This is a genomic window from Streptococcus oralis (assembly GCF_023110055.1).
Classification (GTDB): Bacteria; Bacillota; Bacilli; order Lactobacillales; family Streptococcaceae; genus Streptococcus; species Streptococcus oralis_BY.
In genome coordinates this window covers 896,143-915,202 of sequence record NZ_JALDVG010000001.1, presented here as the reverse complement: position 1 = coordinate 915,202, position 19,060 = coordinate 896,143, and the positions used below count along the sequence as shown (strand labels likewise).

At 40.1% G+C, this 19,060-nt stretch carries 22 protein-coding genes; 18 read left to right on the top strand and 4 right to left on the bottom strand.

Going from position 1 to position 19,060, the window contains the following annotated elements; translation table 11 throughout:
• Positions 1–26: 26 nt before the first annotated feature.
• Positions 27–776 (top strand): MerR family transcriptional regulator, encoded by a 750-nt coding sequence (locus M1G01_RS04420; protein ID WP_247925552.1) that lies wholly within the window; start codon positions 27–29, stop codon positions 774–776.
• A gap of 19 nt (positions 777–795) precedes the next feature.
• On the opposite strand, the gene M1G01_RS04415 is transcribed toward M1G01_RS04420, so the two are convergent.
• From M1G01_RS04415 to M1G01_RS04400, 4 genes are read right to left on the bottom strand one after another with little or no spacing between them, the layout of a single operon-like run.
• Positions 796–1,251, bottom strand: coding sequence for an 8-oxo-dGTP diphosphatase (locus M1G01_RS04415; protein ID WP_247931257.1), 456 nt, complete (start codon positions 1,249–1,251; stop codon positions 796–798).
• 9 nt (positions 1,252–1,260) lie between these two features.
• On the bottom strand, positions 1,261–1,782 hold the full coding sequence (locus M1G01_RS04410) for a DUF1697 domain-containing protein (protein WP_061852743.1): 522 nt from the start codon (positions 1,780–1,782) through the stop codon (positions 1,261–1,263).
• Positions 1,783–1,795: 13 nt separating this feature from the next.
• Complete coding sequence (gene aao, locus M1G01_RS04405; protein WP_070656978.1) at positions 1,796–2,977, bottom strand: aminoacetone oxidase; 1,182 nt, start codon at positions 2,975–2,977, stop codon at positions 1,796–1,798.
• A gap of 57 nt (positions 2,978–3,034) precedes the next feature.
• Positions 3,035–3,880, bottom strand: coding sequence for a DegV family protein (locus tag M1G01_RS04400; RefSeq protein ID WP_247931255.1), 846 nt, complete (start codon positions 3,878–3,880; stop codon positions 3,035–3,037).
• A 124-nt stretch (positions 3,881–4,004) separates the two neighbouring features.
• Here M1G01_RS04400 and M1G01_RS04395 point away from each other — a divergent pair, with 124 nt between their 5' ends.
• From M1G01_RS04395 to ftsX, 17 genes are all read left to right on the top strand, one after another.
• Positions 4,005–4,562, top strand: a complete 558-nt coding sequence (locus M1G01_RS04395) for a TetR/AcrR family transcriptional regulator (protein ID WP_000003897.1) — start codon at positions 4,005–4,007, stop codon at positions 4,560–4,562.
• Positions 4,563–4,580: 18 nt separating this feature from the next.
• Entirely contained in the window at positions 4,581–5,048 is a 468-nt protein-coding gene (locus M1G01_RS04390; RefSeq protein WP_247931254.1) for a deoxycytidylate deaminase, read from the top strand.
• An 88-nt stretch (positions 5,049–5,136) separates the two neighbouring features.
• Complete coding sequence (gene upp, locus M1G01_RS04385; protein ID WP_125457015.1) at positions 5,137–5,766, top strand: uracil phosphoribosyltransferase; 630 nt, start codon at positions 5,137–5,139, stop codon at positions 5,764–5,766.
• A gap of 171 nt (positions 5,767–5,937) precedes the next feature.
• The gene (gene clpP / locus M1G01_RS04380; RefSeq protein ID WP_000613467.1) at positions 5,938–6,528 is read left to right on the top strand and encodes an ATP-dependent Clp protease proteolytic subunit ClpP; all 591 of its coding nucleotides are present in this window, start codon (positions 5,938–5,940) and stop codon (positions 6,526–6,528) included.
• Positions 6,529–6,606: 78 nt separating this feature from the next.
• On the top strand, positions 6,607–6,876 hold the full coding sequence (locus tag M1G01_RS04375; protein WP_042902526.1) for a YlbG family protein: 270 nt from the start codon (positions 6,607–6,609) through the stop codon (positions 6,874–6,876).
• A gap of 88 nt (positions 6,877–6,964) precedes the next feature.
• Positions 6,965–8,125: an ABC transporter substrate-binding protein gene (locus M1G01_RS04370; RefSeq protein WP_247931253.1), complete on the top strand. Its 1,161-nt coding sequence runs from the start codon at positions 6,965–6,967 to the stop codon at positions 8,123–8,125.
• A 119-nt stretch (positions 8,126–8,244) separates the two neighbouring features.
• Complete coding sequence (locus tag M1G01_RS04365) at positions 8,245–9,114, top strand: branched-chain amino acid ABC transporter permease (protein ID WP_247931251.1); 870 nt, start codon at positions 8,245–8,247, stop codon at positions 9,112–9,114.
• A 3-nt stretch (positions 9,115–9,117) separates the two neighbouring features.
• A complete protein-coding gene (locus M1G01_RS04360) occupies positions 9,118–10,074 on the top strand; it encodes a branched-chain amino acid ABC transporter permease (RefSeq protein ID WP_247931250.1) in 957 nt (318 codons plus the stop codon).
• Positions 10,074–10,838: an ABC transporter ATP-binding protein gene (locus tag M1G01_RS04355; protein ID WP_001186014.1), complete on the top strand. Its 765-nt coding sequence runs from the start codon at positions 10,074–10,076 to the stop codon at positions 10,836–10,838. Before M1G01_RS04360 ends, M1G01_RS04355 begins: the two co-directional genes overlap by 1 nt.
• Positions 10,838–11,548 (top strand): ABC transporter ATP-binding protein, encoded by a 711-nt coding sequence (locus M1G01_RS04350; protein WP_000062204.1) that lies wholly within the window; start codon positions 10,838–10,840, stop codon positions 11,546–11,548. Before M1G01_RS04355 ends, M1G01_RS04350 begins: the two co-directional genes overlap by 1 nt.
• Positions 11,549–11,899: 351 nt before the next feature.
• Positions 11,900–13,678, top strand: coding sequence for a phosphotransferase (locus tag M1G01_RS04345; protein ID WP_247931249.1), 1,779 nt, complete (start codon positions 11,900–11,902; stop codon positions 13,676–13,678).
• A 1-nt stretch (position 13,679) separates the two neighbouring features.
• A complete protein-coding gene (locus tag M1G01_RS04340; RefSeq protein WP_000859100.1) occupies positions 13,680–13,865 on the top strand; it encodes a hypothetical protein in 186 nt (61 codons plus the stop codon).
• A gap of 1 nt (position 13,866) precedes the next feature.
• Positions 13,867–15,294 (top strand): cytosine permease, encoded by a 1,428-nt coding sequence (locus tag M1G01_RS04335; protein ID WP_247931248.1) that lies wholly within the window; start codon positions 13,867–13,869, stop codon positions 15,292–15,294.
• Positions 15,295–15,446: 152 nt separating this feature from the next.
• Positions 15,447–16,103, top strand: a complete 657-nt coding sequence (locus tag M1G01_RS04330) for a CBS domain-containing protein (RefSeq protein ID WP_000268645.1) — start codon at positions 15,447–15,449, stop codon at positions 16,101–16,103.
• 110 nt (positions 16,104–16,213) lie between these two features.
• Positions 16,214–17,309, top strand: a protein-coding gene (prfB, locus tag M1G01_RS04325; RefSeq protein ID WP_096753628.1) for a peptide chain release factor 2 whose coding sequence is annotated in 2 segments (ribosomal slippage) — positions 16,214–16,285 and positions 16,287–17,309 — 1,095 coding nt in all. Because the reading frame shifts where the segments join, the coding sequence is not laid out codon by codon here.
• 17 nt (positions 17,310–17,326) lie between these two features.
• Positions 17,327–18,019 carry a cell division ATP-binding protein FtsE gene (ftsE, locus tag M1G01_RS04320; protein ID WP_000022275.1) on the top strand — a complete coding sequence of 231 codons (693 nt, stop codon included), beginning with the start codon at positions 17,327–17,329 and terminating at the stop codon, positions 18,017–18,019.
• Positions 18,012–18,938 carry a permease-like cell division protein FtsX gene (gene ftsX / locus M1G01_RS04315; RefSeq protein ID WP_247931247.1) on the top strand — a complete coding sequence of 309 codons (927 nt, stop codon included), beginning with the start codon at positions 18,012–18,014 and terminating at the stop codon, positions 18,936–18,938. The genes ftsE and ftsX overlap by 8 nt, the downstream gene beginning before the upstream one ends.
• The last annotated feature ends 122 nt before the right edge of the window (positions 18,939–19,060 follow it).

The following is a 19,060-nucleotide window of genomic DNA, read 5'->3' as shown; positions in this document are numbered from 1 at the left end:
TTTTCATTGAGTATAAGGAGGAAATCATGTACCATATAAAAGAAGCTGCGCAGCTTTCAGGTGTCTCTGTTAAGACCCTGCATCACTACGATAAGATAGGGCTCTTGGTTCCCTTAAAGTCGGAAAACGGCTATCGAACCTATAGTCAGGAGGATTTGGAACGACTTCAGGTCATTCTGTACTACAAATATCTAGGCTTTTCTTTAGAAAAAATAGCAGAGCTGTTAAAGGAAGAAAGGACAGATTTATTGCCCCATTTGACCAGACAGTTGGACTATTTGACTCGAGAAAGGCAACACTTGGATACCTTGATTTCCACCTTGCAAAAAACTATTCAAGAACAAAAAGGAGAAAGAAAAATGACGATTGAGGAAAAATTCACTGGATTTAGCTATCAAGACAATCAAAAATACCACCAAGAAGCGGTAGAGAAGTATGGACAGGAAGTCATGAGCCAAGCGCTTGAACGCCAAAGTGGTAGAGAAGATGAGGCTACAGCCGCCTTCAACCAAGTTTTTCAAGCCTTGGCACAAAACCTTAAAAATGGGCTAGCTGCAACAGCGGTCGAAAACCAAGAAGAAGCAGCCAAACTCTTGCAAGCTATTCGTACTTATGGATTTGACTGCTCTATTGAGGTATTTGGTCATATCGGTAAAGGTTACATCTACAACCCAGAGTTCAAGGAAAATATTGACAAATTTGGACCTGGAACAGCCCAGTACACATCAGATGTCATTGCTGCTTACGTTCAGACAAATGCAAAAAAAATAGGCTAGGAATTTCCTAGCCTATTTTTTACTTCAAATCATAAAGCCAGTCGTCACCGTCTTTGTAGTAAAAGAATTCACTGAGATCCTCTTCTAAAAAAACACGAAGCATATCAGACATATCATCAGTAGCAAGTTTTAGATGAGATAGATTGTCAAAATCTTCCCACCATACCTTCCCTTCGTCTGAAGACTGGAGTTCACCTGAAAAGTGTTTTGTTTTGTAAAAAAGGACGACATAACGATAATCCTTGTCATCGTACCAGTTTTTGATACCACAGAGTTGTGGTTTGGAAATGGTCAGACCAGTTTCTTCTTTCACTTCACGAATGACAGCATCGACAAAGGATTCGCCACGTTCAACATGACCACCAGGAAAAGTAATGCCAGGCCAGTCGGGATTAACTCGATTTTGAACCAGAACCTTGTTTCCGTTTCGAATCATACACATGTTGACAAATTCGACTGTTTCTCTTCTGTTCATCTTGTTCTCCTATTTTGTTAGTAACTTTTCCACGACGTTTAACTTTCGCATGGTCAGATCCAGGCCAAACAATTTTTCAAGATAGTTGGTATTGAGCTTTTTTTGTTTTGCAGTTCTAGGGAGATAGAGGTAGAGACAGTGATCACCTACACAAATTTCTTCTTCACCGTAGTCAGCTTTCAATTTTTCTAGTGGCAGACTTTGGATAAATCCCTGATAAAAAATCACATGTATACGATCGTAAAGATAGTCTTCTCTAAATGGATTCTCATGAACAATCTTTTCAAAATCGTTCTTATTCTTGATAACCATTTTTAAGTCGGCCCCAATTTTTTCCTTTATCAGAGTATGAACGCGTTCTCGTATTTCTTCTAAATCTAAGTCACTTTCAAGAATGATATTCCCACTTTGAATATAGGTTCGAACGTGTTGAAAACCAGCTTCTGTCAGAATATCTACCAAATAAGACATTTTCGGGATAGCATTCTTTCCATTAGGAGTAACACCTCTTAGTAAAATAATATGTTCCAAAGGACTTCCTTTCTTATTTGGTATTTATTGGATTTGAGCCTGCCACCCAGCCGGTGCAGAGGGCAGAAGTGATGTTAAAGCCACCCGTGTGGGCATTGATATCCAGTACCTCACCAGCAAAGTGGAGACCAGGGACCAGTTTGCTTTCCAGTGTTTTAGGGTTGATTTCCTTGAGACTGACGCCCCCCTTGGTGACAAAGGACTTAGCAAGAGACATTTTTCCAGTCACAGGGATTTTGAGGGCCTTGATGGACTGGAGTAGTTGTTCGCGTTCCTTTTCAGTCAGTTGTTTGACTTTTTCAGGATAGCCTTGCGACAAAAATTCTGCCAAGCGTTCTGGAAGCAAAGTTTTTAAAGCATTTTTCAAGGATTTTTCCCGATTTTCTTCTAGAAATGCAACCAAGTCCTTCTCAGAAAGTTGAGGCAAAACATCTAGCGAGAGAACCTCTCCGCCCTTGACAAAGCTAGACATGCGTAGGGCAGCAGGACCGGATAGACCAAAGTGGGTAAAGAGCAAATCGTGGGTGATGACATGCTTGCCATAGCTTAAGGTCACATCGTCTAGTGAAATCCCTTGAAGCGCTTTGTGTGGAAAATCAGTCAACAATGGGCTCTCAGCAGCTTCAAGCTCGGTAATGGTATGTTTGAAATGACGGGCAATCTCGTGACCAAAACCAGTAGAACCAGTAGACGGATAGGATTTTCCGCCAGTTGTGACAATGAGTTTATCACAAGTGAAGTTTTGGTCTGCGGACTTAAGGACAAACTGGTCATCCACCTTTTTAACAGAAACAATCTCTGTTTGAGTAGCAACTTGACCACCGAGTTCAGTGATTTTCTTTTCCAAGGCCTCGATAATGGTCCGAGACTTATCACTAGCAGGAAAGACGCGTCCGTGGTCCTCGACCTTAAGTTTGACTCCATTTTTCGTAAAAAAGTTAATGATATCATGGTTATCAAACTGAGAAAATACACTGTATAAAAAGCGCCCGTTACCAGGAATTCCAGCTAATAGGTCATCTAAAGTTCCATTGTTGGTCACATTACAACGACCACCGCCCGTTCCAGCTAATTTTTTCCCAAGTTTTCGATTTTTTTCGATGAGTAGAGTTTTCTGACCATAAAAGCTACTGGAAATGGTAGCCATCATACCTGCAGGTCCTCCACCAATGACAATAGTATCAAAATGTTTCATAGCTCTATTGTACCACAAAAAACAAGAGATGCTTGACATCTCTTGTTGCTCATAATCTTAGTTGATTTCATATCCCATCAACAAACCGCCATCTTCTGCATAGAAACTGCAGAGACCAGACGTAGGGATGATTTTGATATCCGCTTGTGGGAAGGTTTCCAGCAAGCGTTCTGACAATTGCTGACAGAATTTTTCATTGCTGCAATGAGCCATGACGATACGGCCACCAGCGTAGCCAGCCTTGATGAGTTCTTCATAGGCTGCTTGAAGGGATTTTTTTGGTCCACGCGCTTTTTGTAGCAGTTCTAAGGTTCCAGTTTCACTTGCTTCCCCAACCATACGGATGTTGAGAAGGCCAACAACTGTACCGATCAGCTTACTCAAACGGCCATTCTTGACCAAGTTATCAACTTTAGCAAGAACAAAGAGCAATTTCGTTTTTTCTTGGTAGGCTGTAATAGCTTCAACAATTTCTTCAAAAGAAAGTCCTTGATCAATCAAGTCATTGATTTTTTCGACAATCAAGTCAACTTCACCACCTGCAGACAATGTATCGATCACATGAATCTGAGTGTCAGGATGTTCTTCCAGATAGATATTCTTAGCGAGCTGTGCACTATTATGGCTACCTGAAAGAGTACCAGTGATAGTAACGACAAAGATATGCTTAGCACCTTCAAATGCACGCAAGTAATCATCAGGGCTAGGACAAGCTGATTTTGAAGCCTCAGAAGTCGCATACATGGTTTCCATCATGTGGTCAATGTCAAGATTGGCATCATCGATAAAGACCTGATCAGCTACTTGAATGGTTAAAGGAACACTAACAAATTCCGTATCAATAGCAGGAGTTGCCAGTTGACGATAATCACAACCAGAGTCAGCTACAATCTTCCAAGTCATAGAAATTCTCCATCTTTGTCACTTATACATTGACAAAGGTTCTGTCTTTTTTTACAATTATATCATGAAAGCCCTTGAAACAAAAGTACCACCTCTCTGTTGTCACAAGTAGAAAGAAATTGTTATGTCTGAACGTAAAATATCTGAAAAATCTCTTGAAAATCTCAGAAAATCAAATCAAGAATCCAATTTTTTAACTAGAGAAGCAATTGAGACGGCTCTTTTGCAACTTCTAGAGAAAAAAGACTTGGCCAAGATTAGCATTTCGGAGCTGGTCAAACGTGCGGGCGTCTCTCGTGCCGCCTTCTATCGTAACTATGACTCCAAAGAAGAGATTTTGGAAAGCGTCTTTAAACGCAGTGTCCATAACATTATGGAACAGTTGAGCCACTACGATGTCAAAACCGATCTTTATCTAGTCTGGGTACACCTTTTCCGCGCAGCTAAGAAAGAAGCCAAGGTTATCCAACTTGCTCTGGACTATCATTTGGAAAAGATTTTCGTCCAAGCTATGCAGGAATTTTTGGAAAAATACCACGGAAAATCAAAAGGCGTCAGCAGCTACCTTCATTCCTTTTGGAGTTCTGCCATCGTATCAGTCCTACTCAAATGGATCAAGGATGGCATGAAGGTTCCAGCTGAAAAGATTGCAGATTTACGCTTGCCATTTTTCAAAAAATAGAGGAAAAGGAGAAGACTTATGACAGAAAAAAGACTGGCTTGGGATGAGTATTTTGCAGCCCAGGCCTTACTGATTGCCAATCGTTCTACTTGTAAACGCGCCAAGGTGGGAGCAGTCCTAGTCAAGGATAATAAGGTCATTTCAACAGGCTACAATGGTTCCGTATCAGGAACGGAACACTGTATCGACCACGAATGTCTGGTCATTGAGGGTCACTGTGTTCGAACCCTTCACGCTGAGGTTAATGCCATTTTACAAGGGGCTGAACGAGGGGTTCCTAGAGGATTTACAGCCTATGTGACCCATTTTCCATGTCTGAACTGCACCAAACAACTGCTACAAGTTGGTTGCAAGCGCGTGGTTTATATCAACCAGTACCGAATGGACGACTATGCCAAATACCTCTATCAAGAAAAAGGGACCGAGCTGACCCATTTACCACTTGAGACTGTTCAAAGAGCTATCCAGGAAGCCAATTTAATTTAGAATTTATAAAAAATGAATGGTTTAGAGAGATTTTTAAACCATTTTTTGATATAATGAGAAGAATAAATTGAAAGAAGGAATTCAGAAAATGGGAAAAATTGAAGTCATTAATCATCCACTTATTCAACACAAGTTGTCAATCTTGCGTCGTACAGACACTTCTACAAAAGCTTTTCGTGAGCTAGTAGATGAGATTGCGATGTTGATGGGATATGAAGTACTTCGTGATCTTCCACTTGAAGATGTGGAAATCGAAACACCAATCACAAAAACAGTTCAAAAACAATTGGCTGGTAAAAAATTGGCGATTGTCCCAATTTTGCGTGCAGGTATCGGAATGGTCGATGGACTATTGAGCTTGGTTCCAGCAGCAAAAGTTGGGCACATTGGTATGTACCGTGATGAAGAAACCCTTCAACCAGTTGAATACTTGGTGAAATTGCCTGAGGACATAGACCAACGTCAAATCTTTGTAGTGGACCCAATGTTGGCAACAGGTGGTTCAGCTATCTTGGCTGTTGACTCTCTTAAAAAACGTGGGGCATCAAACATCAAGTTTGTCTGCCTTGTAGCTGCTCCAGAAGGAGTGAAAGCTCTTCAAGAAGCTCACTCAGATGTAGAAATCTTTACAGCAGCCTTGGATGAACGTTTGAACGAACATGGCTATATTGTCCCTGGTCTCGGAGATGCTGGAGACCGCTTGTTCGGTACCAAATAAGATAGCAAGTAAATACTGAAATTAGAAGTTCGTTTTTGACTTGAAAGGAGGTTGAGTTTTTGTTTCTGTTTAGAGAATAGAGCAAAAATTTGACCTTTTTTGACCAAAAAGATATAATAATTCTGTATTGAGTCGTAAGACTAAGAAAATTCAACATAAAAGGAGAAATGAATGATTCCTGTAGTTATTGAACAAACAAGCCGTGGAGAACGTTCCTATGACATTTACTCTCGTCTTCTGAAAGACCGCATCATCATGCTAACAGGTCCAGTTGAAGACAACATGGCCAACTCCGTTATCGCCCAGTTGCTCTTCTTGGATGCCCAAGACAGCACAAAAGATATTTACCTTTATGTCAATACACCTGGAGGATCTGTTTCAGCTGGTTTGGCAATCGTTGATACTATGAACTTTATCAAGGCTGATGTCCAAACAATCGTTATGGGGATGGCTGCATCCATGGGGACTGTCATTGCATCAAGTGGCGCAAAAGGCAAACGTTTCATGCTTCCAAATGCAGAGTACATGATTCACCAACCAATGGGTGGAACAGGTGGTGGTACCCAACAAACCGATATGGCAATCGCTGCAGAGCACTTGCTCAAAACTCGTAAGACATTGGAGCAAATCCTTGCAGATAACTCTGGTAAATCAGTCGAGCAAATTCATGCAGATGCGGAACGTGATTACTGGATGAGTGCCCAAGAAACACTTGAATATGGCTTTATTGATGAAATCATGGCCAACAATTCTTTAAGCTAAGCAACCTAGAAAGCAAACTCGACGGAGTTTGCTTTTTTTGATATAATAGGAGAAGATTTCTTAGAAAGAGGATTCCTCATGTTTGAAAAAACAAATCGATCAGGATTAATCATCTATCTCTACTATAATCGAGATGCAAAAAAACTTCAGGAATACGGTGATATCTGTTACCATTCCAAAAAACATCGTTACTTGCAGCTCTATGTTCCAACTGAGGAGCTAGATGACTTAGTTGAGAGATTAGGTAAGGAAAGATATATCAAGAAAATTAGACGTTGCCATATTCAAGAGCTAGAAACTCCCTTCGTTGGGAATCTCTATCGGACTGAAGAAAACGTTATCATTTAAAAAAGTTGAACAAATACATTGACAATTTTCTGATAATTCGGTATATTCTTAACATACAATTTTTGAAACAACTATAAGGAGATTAAAAATGAAGAAAAAATTTGCCCTATCTTTTGTGGCTCTTGCTAGTGTGGCTCTTCTTGCTGCCTGTGGAGAGGTCAAGTCAGGAGCGTCAAACACAACTGGAAATCCAGTAGACGAAAAAACAATTAAAATCGGTTTTAACTTTGAAGAGACAGGTGCTGTGGCAGCTTACGGTACAGCTGAACAAAAAGGTGCCCAACTTGCTGTAGACGAAATCAACGCTGCAGGTGGAATTGATGGAAAACAAATCGAAGTTGTAGACAAAGACAACAAGTCAGAAACTGCTGAAGCAGCTTCTGTTACAACAAACCTTGTTACCCAATCAAAAGTAGCAGCTATTGTAGGACCTGCGACATCTGGTGCAACTGCTGCAGCTGTAGCTAACGCTACTAAAGCTGGAGTGCCATTGATTTCACCAAGTGCTACACAAGATGGTTTGACCAAAGGTCAAGATTACCTATTTATCGGAACATTCCAAGATAGCTTCCAAGGGAAGATTATTTCTAACTATGTAACAAACAAATTGAATGCTAAGAAGGTTGTTCTTTATACTGACAACGCTAGTGACTATGCAAAAGGTATTGCTAAATCATTCCGCGAAGCCTACAAGGGTGAGATTGTAGCAGATGAAACGTTTGTAGCAGGTGATACTGACTTCCAAGCAGCCCTTACTAAAATGAAAGACAAAGAGTTTGACGCTATCGTAGTTCCAGGTTACTACACAGAAGCTGGTAAAATTGTAAACCAAGCTCGTGGTATGGGAATTGATAAACCAATCGTTGGTGGTGATGGATTTAACGGTGAAGAATTTGTTCAACAAGCAACTGCTGAAAGAGCATCAAACATTTACTTCATCTCTGGATTCTCAACTACTGTTGATGTTTCTGCAAAAGCTAAAGCTTTCCTTGAAGCATACCGTGCTAAATACAATGAAGAGCCTTCAACATTCTCAGCTTTGGCCTATGACTCAGTTTACCTAGTAGCAAATGCTGCAAAAGGTGCTAAAAACTCAGGTGAAATCAAGGACAACCTTGCTAAAACCAAAGATTTTGATGGTGTAACTGGTCAAACAAGCTTTGATGCTGACCACAATACAGTGAAAACTGCTTACATGATGACCATGAACAATGGTAAAGTTGAAGAAGCAGAAGTTGTAAAACCATAACATTAGAATAGTAATTGAAATGGGGAATGAGCCTTTGACTCACTCCCTGTTTCGGTGTTTATGAACTTGTGAAAATAATGAAATTTTCTAAAAAATAACGATAGAAAAGAGTGAATGCTATGCTCCAACAACTTGTGAATGGTCTAATTCTGGGTAGTGTTTATGCACTTTTAGCTCTAGGTTATACCATGGTTTATGGAATTATCAAACTCATCAACTTCGCCCATGGCGATATTTACATGATGGGTGCCTTTATTGGTTACTTTTTGATTAATTCTTTCCATATGGATTTCTTTTTAGCTTTAATTATTTCAATGGCTGGAACTGCACTACTTGGTGTTGTGATTGAGTTTCTTGCCTACCGTCCTTTGCGACACTCTACACGTATTGCTGTATTGATTACTGCCATCGGAGTCTCTTTCCTACTGGAATACGGAATGGTTTATCTAGTAGGTGCCAATACTCGTGCCTTTCCTCAAGCAATTGAAACAGTCCGCTTTGACTTGGGACCAATTAGCTTGACAAATGTTCAATTGATGATTTTAGCAGTTTCTATATTCTTGATGGTTTTATTGCAATTGATCGTCCAAAAAACAAAAATGGGGAAAGCCATGCGTGCGGTATCAGTTGATAGTGACGCAGCTCAATTGATGGGAATTAATGTAAACCGTACAATCAGTTTTACCTTTGCTTTGGGTTCAGCTCTTGCTGGTGCAGCAGGTGTCCTCATTGCCCTTTACTACAACTCTCTTGAACCTTTGATGGGTGTGACTCCAGGTCTAAAATCATTCGTTGCGGCCGTACTCGGTGGTATCGGGATTATCCCTGGTGCAGCTCTAGGAGGATTTGTGATTGGCTTGTTGGAAACATTTGCTACTGCCTTCGGTATGTCTGATTTCCGTGATGCTATCGTGTATGGAATTTTGCTTTTGATTCTGATTGTTCGACCTGCGGGTATCCTTGGTAAGAATGTGAAAGAGAAGGTGTAAACAATGAAGACAAATCTTAAAGTAAATATTCTCTGGTTATTCCTTCTGTTAGCGGGTTATGGATTGATTAGTGTACTGGTTTCTGCTGGTGTTCTCAATCTATTCCATGTCCAAATTTTAGAACAAATTGGGATTAATATCATCCTTGCAGTAGGCTTGAACTTAATCGTTGGTTTTTCAGGACAATTCTCACTTGGTCATGCAGGTTTTATGGCGATTGGGGCTTATGCAGCAGCGATTATTGGTTCAAAATCACCAACCTATGGTGCCTTCTTTGGAGCAATGGCCTTGGGCGCCTTGATTTCTGGTGCAGTCGCTTTGCTCGTTGGGATTCCAACACTCCGTTTAAAGGGTGACTACCTGGCTGTTGCGACACTAGGTGTTTCAGAAATCATTCGTATCTTTATCATTAATGGTGGAAGTTTGACCAACGGTGCCGCTGGTATCTTGGGTATTCCAAACTTTACCAACTGGCAAATGGTTTATCTATTTGTGGTGATCACAACTATTGTAACTCTCAACTTCTTACGTAGTCCAATTGGACGCTCTACTCTATCTGTTCGTGAGGATGAGATTGCTGCTGAATCCGTTGGAGTAAACACTACAAAGATCAAGATTATCGCTTTTGTCTTTGGAGCCATTACAGCAAGTATTGCTGGTTCACTTCAGGCTGGTTTTATCGGATCTGTTGTGCCAAAAGATTACACCTTTATTAATTCCATCAATGTGTTGATTATCGTTGTATTTGGTGGACTTGGATCGATTACTGGTACCATCGTTTCAGCGATTGTTTTAGGAATTTTAAATATGCTCCTTCAAGATGTAGCTAGCGTACGTATGATCATCTACGCCTTGGCTCTTGTATTGGTCATGATTTTCAGACCAGGTGGACTTCTTGGGACATGGGAATTGAGTCTATCACGTTTCTTTAAAAAATCGAAGAAGGAGGGACAAAACTAATGGCACTACTTGAAGTTAAACAGTTAACCAAACATTTTGGCGGTCTAACAGCTGTTGGAGATGTCACTCTTGAATTGAACGAGGGAGAATTGGTTGGTTTGATCGGACCAAACGGGGCTGGTAAAACAACCCTTTTCAATCTCTTGACTGGTGTTTATGAACCAAGCGAAGGTACTGTGACACTAGATGGTCACCTCCTAAATGGGAAAACTCCCTACAAGATTGCTTCACTTGGACTCAGTCGTACTTTCCAAAATATTCGTTTGTTCAAGGACTTGACAGTTTTGGAAAATGTTTTGATTGCATTTAGCAATCATCATAAACAACATGTCCTTGCGAGCTTCCTACGCCTACCAGCTTTTTATAAGAATGAGGAAGAATTAAAAAGCAAAGCTTTGGACTTACTGAAGATTTTTGATTTGGATGGCGACGCAGATACTCTTGCCAAGAATCTGGCCTATGGTCAACAACGTCGATTAGAAATCGTTCGTGCTCTGGCAACCGAACCCAAGATTCTCTTTTTGGATGAACCTGCAGCTGGGATGAATCCACAAGAGACAGCTGAATTGACAGAATTGATCCGTCGTATCAAAGATGAATTTAAAATTACCATCATGCTTATCGAACATGACATGAATTTGGTTATGGAAGTCACTGAGCGTATCTATGTTCTTGAATATGGTCGGTTGATTGCTCATGGGACTCCGGATGAGATCAAGAACAACAAACGCGTTATCGAAGCTTATCTAGGAGGTGAAGCCTAATGTCTATGTTAAAAGTTGAAAACCTCTCTGTGCATTACGGTATGATCCAAGCAGTTCGTGATGTAAGTTTCGAGGTTAATGAAGGTGAAGTTGTTTCTCTTATCGGTGCCAATGGTGCTGGTAAAACAACCATTCTTCGTACCCTTTCAGGTTTGGTTCGTCCAAGTGCTGGTAAAATTGAGTTTTTGGGAAAAGAAATTCAAAAGTTGCCTGCGCAAAAAATCGTGGCAGGTGGCCTTTCACAAGTCCCTGAGGGACGCCATGTTTTCCCAGGTTTGACTGTTATGGAAAACTTAGAAATGGGAGCCTTTTTAAAGAAAAATCGTGAAGAAAATCAAGCTAACTTGAAAAAAGTTTTCTCACGCTTCCCACGTCTTGAAGAGCGTAAAAACCAAGATGCGGCAACTCTTTCAGGTGGTGAACAGCAGATGCTGGCTATGGGACGCGCTCTCATGTCTACACCTAAGCTCCTTCTCTTGGATGAGCCGTCAATGGGACTTGCCCCGATCTTTATCCAAGAAATTTTCGATATCATTCAAGATATTCAGAAGCAAGGAACAACGGTTCTCCTAATTGAACAGAACGCTAACAAGGCCCTCGCTATCTCTGACCGTGGTTATGTACTTGAAACAGGAAAGATTGTCCTATCAGGAACAGGAAAAGAACTCGCAGCATCAGATGAAGTCAGAAAAGCATATCTAGGTGGCTAAAAAGGTCCGGGGGACCTTTTTAGTCGGCGGATAAGAATTGCGCAAGCAATTCTCCTCTAGTCTGGGAGACTAGTTTAGGTTATGGATGGAGATTGCGTAGCAATCATCAGATCCAGTGGATTGTTTTAGTCGGTAGATAAGGATTGCAATCAAGCGACACCTTATATGACTACTTATCAAAAATATAAAATATTTCAGGGCTCCAGAATAAGGAGCTCTTTTATTTATATGTTTTTTGAGGAAAGGGAAGAAGGTCTTAATTTTTACTCATTGTTTCCCTATTTGAATTGACAGTCATTTTTGTTCATATTATAATATGAGTAAGAAAAAATTGAACAGGAGGACTGAGAAATGCTAACAGAAAAACAATTTAAACTTTTGCGTTTTATGTTGATACATAAAGAAAAGACATTTACTCAGAGACAGTTAGCTGAAGAGTTAGACCTATCTTTAGGAACGATCAACACATTATTGAAAAAACTGAAAGAAGAGAAGTGGCTTGATGAGGAACTTCACTTAACTGAACTAGGTCAGAAAGTTTTAGAACCCTATCGAGTAGAAAATGCCATTATAATGGCTGCTGGCATGAGTAGTCGTTTTGCTCCTTTGTCTTATGAGATTCCAAAAGGATTGCTTCAAGTCAAGGAGGAACGCTTGATAGAGAGGGAAATCAGACAGCTGCAAGAAGCAGGAATAGAAGATATAACTGTTATTGTAGGCTACCTACAAGAAAAAATGTTCTATCTTGCTGAGAAGTTTGGTGTAAAAATTGTAGTAAATAATGATTACTACAAATACAATAACTGTTCGTCTCTTATGTTGGTTAAAAATCAACTTTCCAACACTTATATTTGTTCATCGGATAATTATTTTGTGGAAAATCCGTTTGAGCAATATATTTATAGAGGTTACTACTCGACGATATTTGCAGAAGGTCAAACGGACGAATATTGTGCTATAGAGGATTCGAATCACACCATCATTGATATCCAGATTGGTGGAGAAAATACTTGGGCTATGGTGGGGCACGTTTATTTCGACCGTGCATTTAGCGAGAAATTCAAGGAAATTTTAGAAACCGAGTTTAAGCACGAACCTTATCGGGAACAACTTTGGGAAGATTACTATAGTCGCCATGTCAAGGAACTCCTTTTAGAAGCTCGTCACTATTCAGCGGATATTGTTAAAGAATTTGATTCACTAGATGAACTCCGTCAATTTGATGAACGTTATTTGGTAAATGCAGACTCAGCTATTATCGATAATATCTGTAAGACATTAAAGTGTGTGGCTTCAGATATTGTCAATATCAAACCTCTAAAAGATGGGTTAACCAACACATCATTTTCATTTGATTGTCTAGGAAAAAGATATGTTTACCGTCATCCGGGTAGAGGAACGGAAAATTATATCGACCGAGCTAGTGAAGCAGCTTCAATGGAAATTGCTGCAAAATTAAAGATTGACCGTACCTTCGTAGCCATGAACAAGGATGAGGGATGGAAGATTTCAGAATTTATTCCCAATGCTAAGCAACTGGATTATGATAATTGGGATGATGTGGCACAAGCAATGGACCTCTTGAGACAGTTACATCAATCTGGAGAAAAAACAGGACATTCCTTTGACCAATTTGAGGGAATTGATGATTTTAAAGAAAAATTGAAGGCTAGAAATCGATTTGAATTTGATGGCCTCGAGGAATTGGATGAAACTGTTTCAATTCTCAAAAATTATTTACAGAATGATCCGAAACAGGTTGTCCTTTGTCATGGAGATTCCTATAGTCCTAATTTTTTGTTAAATGAAGCAGGCGAAATTAGCTTGATTGATTGGGAATATTCTGGAATGGGAGAGCCAGCAGGAGATTTGGGCACCTTTATCGCGTGTTCCAATTATACTGTAGCAGATGCTGAAAAAGTACTGGAATTGTATCTACAAGGAGTTCCAGATAAGAAAACCAAACGTCACTATTTGGCTTATGTAGCAGTGACCTCATATTATTGGTTCTTGTGGGCTTTGTTCCAGGAGAGTGTCGGAAAACCAGTCGGTGAGTTCCTCTACATCTGGTATCGCTATACCAAACAATATGGACAACTGGCCCTTGTTTTGTATTTGGAGGAGAACTGAGATGAAAACGACATCTGAAATTGAAGATTTAGTAGCAACTGAAACAAAGAGAAGATTGGAAGAAATGGAGTCACCAAACTACGAGTTTGTTCAACCCTTCCTAAAAAGTGATTTCATTTTAATCATCTCCATAGTCCTAATCAACCTTGTTTTGATTATCTTAGCAATGACGGGAGGAATTCAATAACATGTCTAAAATGAATGACTATATCCAACAAGAAACCATAACCGGAATTGTTCCCATGACCAATAAGGATCGTCAGTATTCTTTCTGGGATCTCTTTCTATCGACAAGTGGTTTTGCCATTGCTACTTGGTGTTATACCCAAGGGGCTTATGTAGCTCAATATTTGACCTTTAATCAAATGTTGATAAATATTTTTAGCTTTAACATTATCTGGGTTTTTATTGAATGTCTCCCTATTTTGTTTGCGGTTAAGTATGGAATTGATTTGTGGATTTGGTTGAGAGCTGTTCTAGGAAAAAGAGGTGTAGCCCTGTTATCAACCATTATTAGCTTGGCTAACTTTGGATGGTATGCTGTTGCGGCCAATCTTTTTGCCAGTTCCATGATTCATTTGGTAAATAATTTTGGTCTTGGTTTGGACAAGGGAGTATGGGCGCCTATTCTTGGTACCCTCTGTGTTCTTCTTGGGACTCTCATTGCTCTTGGAGGTCCAGAAGTGATTAAATGGACCAATCGCTTTTTGGTTATCGCCTTATTGATTGTCGGTCTGATTATCGTTGGAATCTGCTTTGTCGCCGTTCCTATAACGGATATTATGAATATCCAACCAGCCACTCAAGGAGATTTGACGCCATTAGAACGCTTCATGCTCTCTGGAGAAGGAAATGTTGCCTTTGCTTTTTCTTGGTCTACACAGGCATTGGTTTTACCGCGTTTAGCAAAATCAGAACGCAGTGGTTATTGGGCTACAGCTTTATCATACGGAGTTGTGGCTCCATTCTTCGTTGCTACAGGTGGAGTCATGGCTCTAGCCATGTTTGTCAAAACAGGTGTGTATGAAAGTGATCCAACAACCATGCTATCAACTCTAAGCACCCCAGCCTTTGCTCTCTTAAGTCTACTACTAGTAGCCTTTGCCAATATTGGAACCCAGGGGACAGGATCATATGTGAACTGTATGATTGTCAAAAGTGGGATGCCCAAAGTAAGCTATAAACTAATGGTTTGGATTGCCATGGTTTACGTGAGTCTACTCACTATCTGGGGAGGAGTAGAAGAGTATTTCGGATCCTTCATCTCCCTAGCTGCCTATATTCAGGGGCCAATTATTGGTATGATTGTTGTCGACTATTTTATCTTAAGAAAACGAAAACTCGACTTGCGTTCAGCCTATTTCCTTGAAGGGCATGACGCATACGAATTTACTAAAGGATTTAACTTAGTTGGCTTGTCTTGCGTATTTATCTCCTTATTGGTAGCGGTACTTTTTGTCTACAACCCTGTAACTGCACAAATTCAAAGTCCAATCTTTTTAATCACAACTGGTAGCGGATTTACTGCGCTATTTGGTGGTCTACTATACTGGCTAGCTAGTCTTAGCCCACTGAAACGTTATATGATAAAAGATCGAGACACTGTTACGATTTAAGAAGAGATGGGACTTCGGTTCCCTTTTAACTTACAATGGCATTTTATGCAAACTTCTCAGATTATTCAAAATCTTGAAAAAGAGATGAAAGCGTTTGATAGATTTTCTAAGAAAGTGTATAATAAAAGTAGCAATATAGAAGGAGAAGTCTCATGGCAGTTAAAGATTTCATGACCCGTAAGGTAGTTTATATCAGTCCAGATACGACTGTAGCACACGCAGCAGATTTGATGCGCGAGCAAGGTTTGCACCGTTTACCTGTTATCGAAAACGATCAATTAGTCGGATTGGTAACAGAAGGAACCATCGCGGAAGCCAGCCCATCTAAAGCAACCAGTCTCTCTATCTATGAGATGAATTATCTTCTGAATAAAACCAAAGTAAAAGATGTAATGATTCGAGATGTCGTGACGGTTTCTGGCTATGCTAGTCTAGAAGATGCGACCTACCTGATGCTGAAAAATAAAATTGGGATATTACCAGTCGTAGACAATCATCAGGTCTACGGCGTCATTACAGATCGCGATGTTTTTCAGGCTTTCTTGGAAATCGCCGGATACGGAGAAGAGGGGATTCGTGTTCGTTTCATTACAGAAAATGAAGTCGGAGTACTGGGGAAAATTGTAGCTCTAATTGTAGAAGAGGATTTAAATATTTCTCATACTGTCAACATTCCACGTAAGGATGGCAAGGTCGTCATCGAAGTTCAAATTGATGGAAAAATCGATTTGACTTCATTAAAGGATAAGTTTGAAAAAGAAGGAATTCAAGTGGAGGAGATCACTCATACCTCTGCCAAAGTCCTTTAAACCAGAGGCTTTAGAGCCTCTTTTCTTCTGCCATCAAAAGCGGTGAAGAGCAAAATATGGAAAGAAATGAGAGATTATGGTATAATAAAACGATATGAAAAGGAGTATCTATGGACATTTCAGAAATTCGTCAAAAAATTGACGCAAATCGTGAAAAATTAGCTTCTTTTAGGGGGTCTCTTTGACCTCGAAGGCTTGGAGGAAGAGATTGCCATCTTGGAAAACAAGATGACAGAACCTGATTTTTGGAACGATAATATCGCGGCCCAAAAAACGTCGCAAGAATTAAATGAATTAAAAAACACCTACAACACCTTCCGTAAAATGGAAGAGTTGCAGGATGAAGTTGAAATTTTATTGGACTTTTTAGCAGAAGACGAGTCAGTCCATGATGAACTGGTCGAACAGTTGACAGAACTGGATAAGATGATGACCAGCTACGAGATGACCCTTCTCTTGTCAGAACCTTATGACCATAATAATGCAATCTTGGAAATCCATCCAGGATCTGGTGGTACTGAGGCACAGGATTGGGGCGATATGTTGCTTCGTATGTATACTCGTTATGGAAATGCCAAAGGCTTTAAAGTAGAAGTTTTGGATTACCAAGCTGGCGATGAAGCAGGTATCAAGTCTGTGACCTTGTCTTTTGAAGGACCCAATGCATACGGCCTACTTAAATCAGAAATGGGTGTTCACCGTTTGGTCCGTATTTCGCCATTTGACTCTGCCAAACGTCGCCATACTTCATTTACATCCGTAGAGGTTATGCCTGAGTTGGATGATACCATCGAAGTGGAGATTCGTGAAGATGATATCAAAATGGATACCTTCCGTTCAGGTGGCGCTGGAGGACAAAATGTCAATAAGGTTTCAACGGGTGTGCGTTTGACACACATTCCTACGGGAACTGTCGTCCAATCAACGGTCGATCGTACCCAGTATGGAAATAGAGATCGTGCCATGAAGATGTTGCAGGCTAAGCTCTATCAAATGGAGCAAGAAAAGAAAGCTGCGGAAGTTGATTCCCTTAAAGGTGAGAAAAAAGAAATCACATGGGGAAGCCAAATCCGTTCTTATGTTTTCACGCCTTATACTATGGTAAAAGATCACCGTACAAGCTTTGAAGTTGCTCAGGTAGATAAGGTGATGGATGGAGACCTTGATGGTTTTATCGATGCCTACCTCAAGTGGCGAATCAGCTAAGATAGAAAGGAACTCATATGTCAATCATTGAAATGAGAGATGTTGTCAAAAAGTATGACAATGGAACGACTGCCCTGCGTGGAGTATCTGTTACCATTGAACCAGGAGAGTTTGCCTATATCGTAGGACCTTCTGGGGCAGGTAAGTCAACCTTTATTCGAGCTTTATACCGAGAAGTAAAGATTGAAAAAGGAAGCCTAACAGTTGCAGGCTTTAATTTAGTTAAAATTAAGAAGAAAGATGTCCCACTTCTACGTCGTAGTGTCGGGGTAGTCTTTCAGGATTACAAACTTTTGCCTAAGAAGACTGTTTATGAGAATATTGCCTATGCAATGGAAGTAATCGGTGAGAGCCGTCGCAACATCAAAAAACGTGTTATGGAAGTATTGGACCTGGTTGGTTTGAAACATAAGGTTCGCTCTTTCCCTAATGAACTCTCAGGTGGAGAGCAACAACGGATTGCGATTGCTCGTGCGATTGTCAACAATCCTAAAGTATTGATTGCCGATGAGCCAACAGGAAACTTGGACCCAGATAATTCATGGGAAATTATGAATCTGTTGGAACGCATCAATCTCCAAGGTACTACTGTCTTGATGGCAACCCACAATAGCCAGATTGTAAATACCTTGCGCCACCGTGTCATTGCCATTGAAAATGGCCGTGTCGTTCGTGACGAAGCTAAAGGAGAATATGGATACGATGATTAGTAGATTTTTTCGCCATTTATTTGAATCATTAAAAAGTTTAAAACGAAATGGCTGGATGACAGTAGCAGCAGTGAGTTCGGTTATGATTACCTTAACACTCGTTGCCCTGTTTGCATCTGTAATTTTTAATACAGCAAAACTGGCTACCGACATTGAAAACAACGTTCGGGTCATGGTTTACATTCGTAAGGATGTAGCTGATAACAGTGAAACGATTGAAAAAGAAGGTCAGACAGTTACCAATAATGACTACCACAAGGTCTATGATGCTTTGAAAGCTATGCCTGCTGTTAAAAGTGTTACCTTCTCAAGTAAAGAAGAACAGTACGAAAAACTAACGGAAACAATGGGTGACGATTGGAAGGTCTTTGAAGGGGATGCAAACCCTCTCTATGATGCTTATGTCGTTGATACAAATTCTCCGAGTGATGTTAAAACGGTAGCTGAAGAAGCTAAGAAAATTGAGGGGGTATCAGAGGTTCAAGATGGTGGAGCCAACACTCAACGACTTTTTGAATTGGCTTCCTTTATCCGTGTTTGGGGATTGGTTATTGCAGGGCTCTTGATTTTTATCGCAGTCTTCCTCATTTCCAATACCATTCGTATCACCATTATTTCACGTAGTCGTGAGATTCAGATCATGCGTCTTGTAGGAGCGAAAAATGGCTATATCCGTGGTCCATTCTTGCTAGAAGGTGCTTTTATTGGCTTGCTCGGTGCAGCAATTCCTTCAGTCCTTGTATTCTTTATTTATAATATGGTCTATCAATCGGTCAATAAATCCTTGGTAGGTCAAAACTTGTCAATGATTACACCAGATGTGTTTATCCCTCTGATGACAGTCCTATTATTTATAATCGGAATTTTCATTGGTTCAATTGGTTCAGGGATTTCGATGCGTCGATTCTTGAAGATCTAGTTGGATTTAAATGCAAATTGCAGTACAAATCAGAAAAATAATACATATTTAAAAGAGAAGTTTTCGTAAACTTTTCTTTTTCTTTTTTAAAAATTAAAAAAAATAGACATTTTTTTTATAAA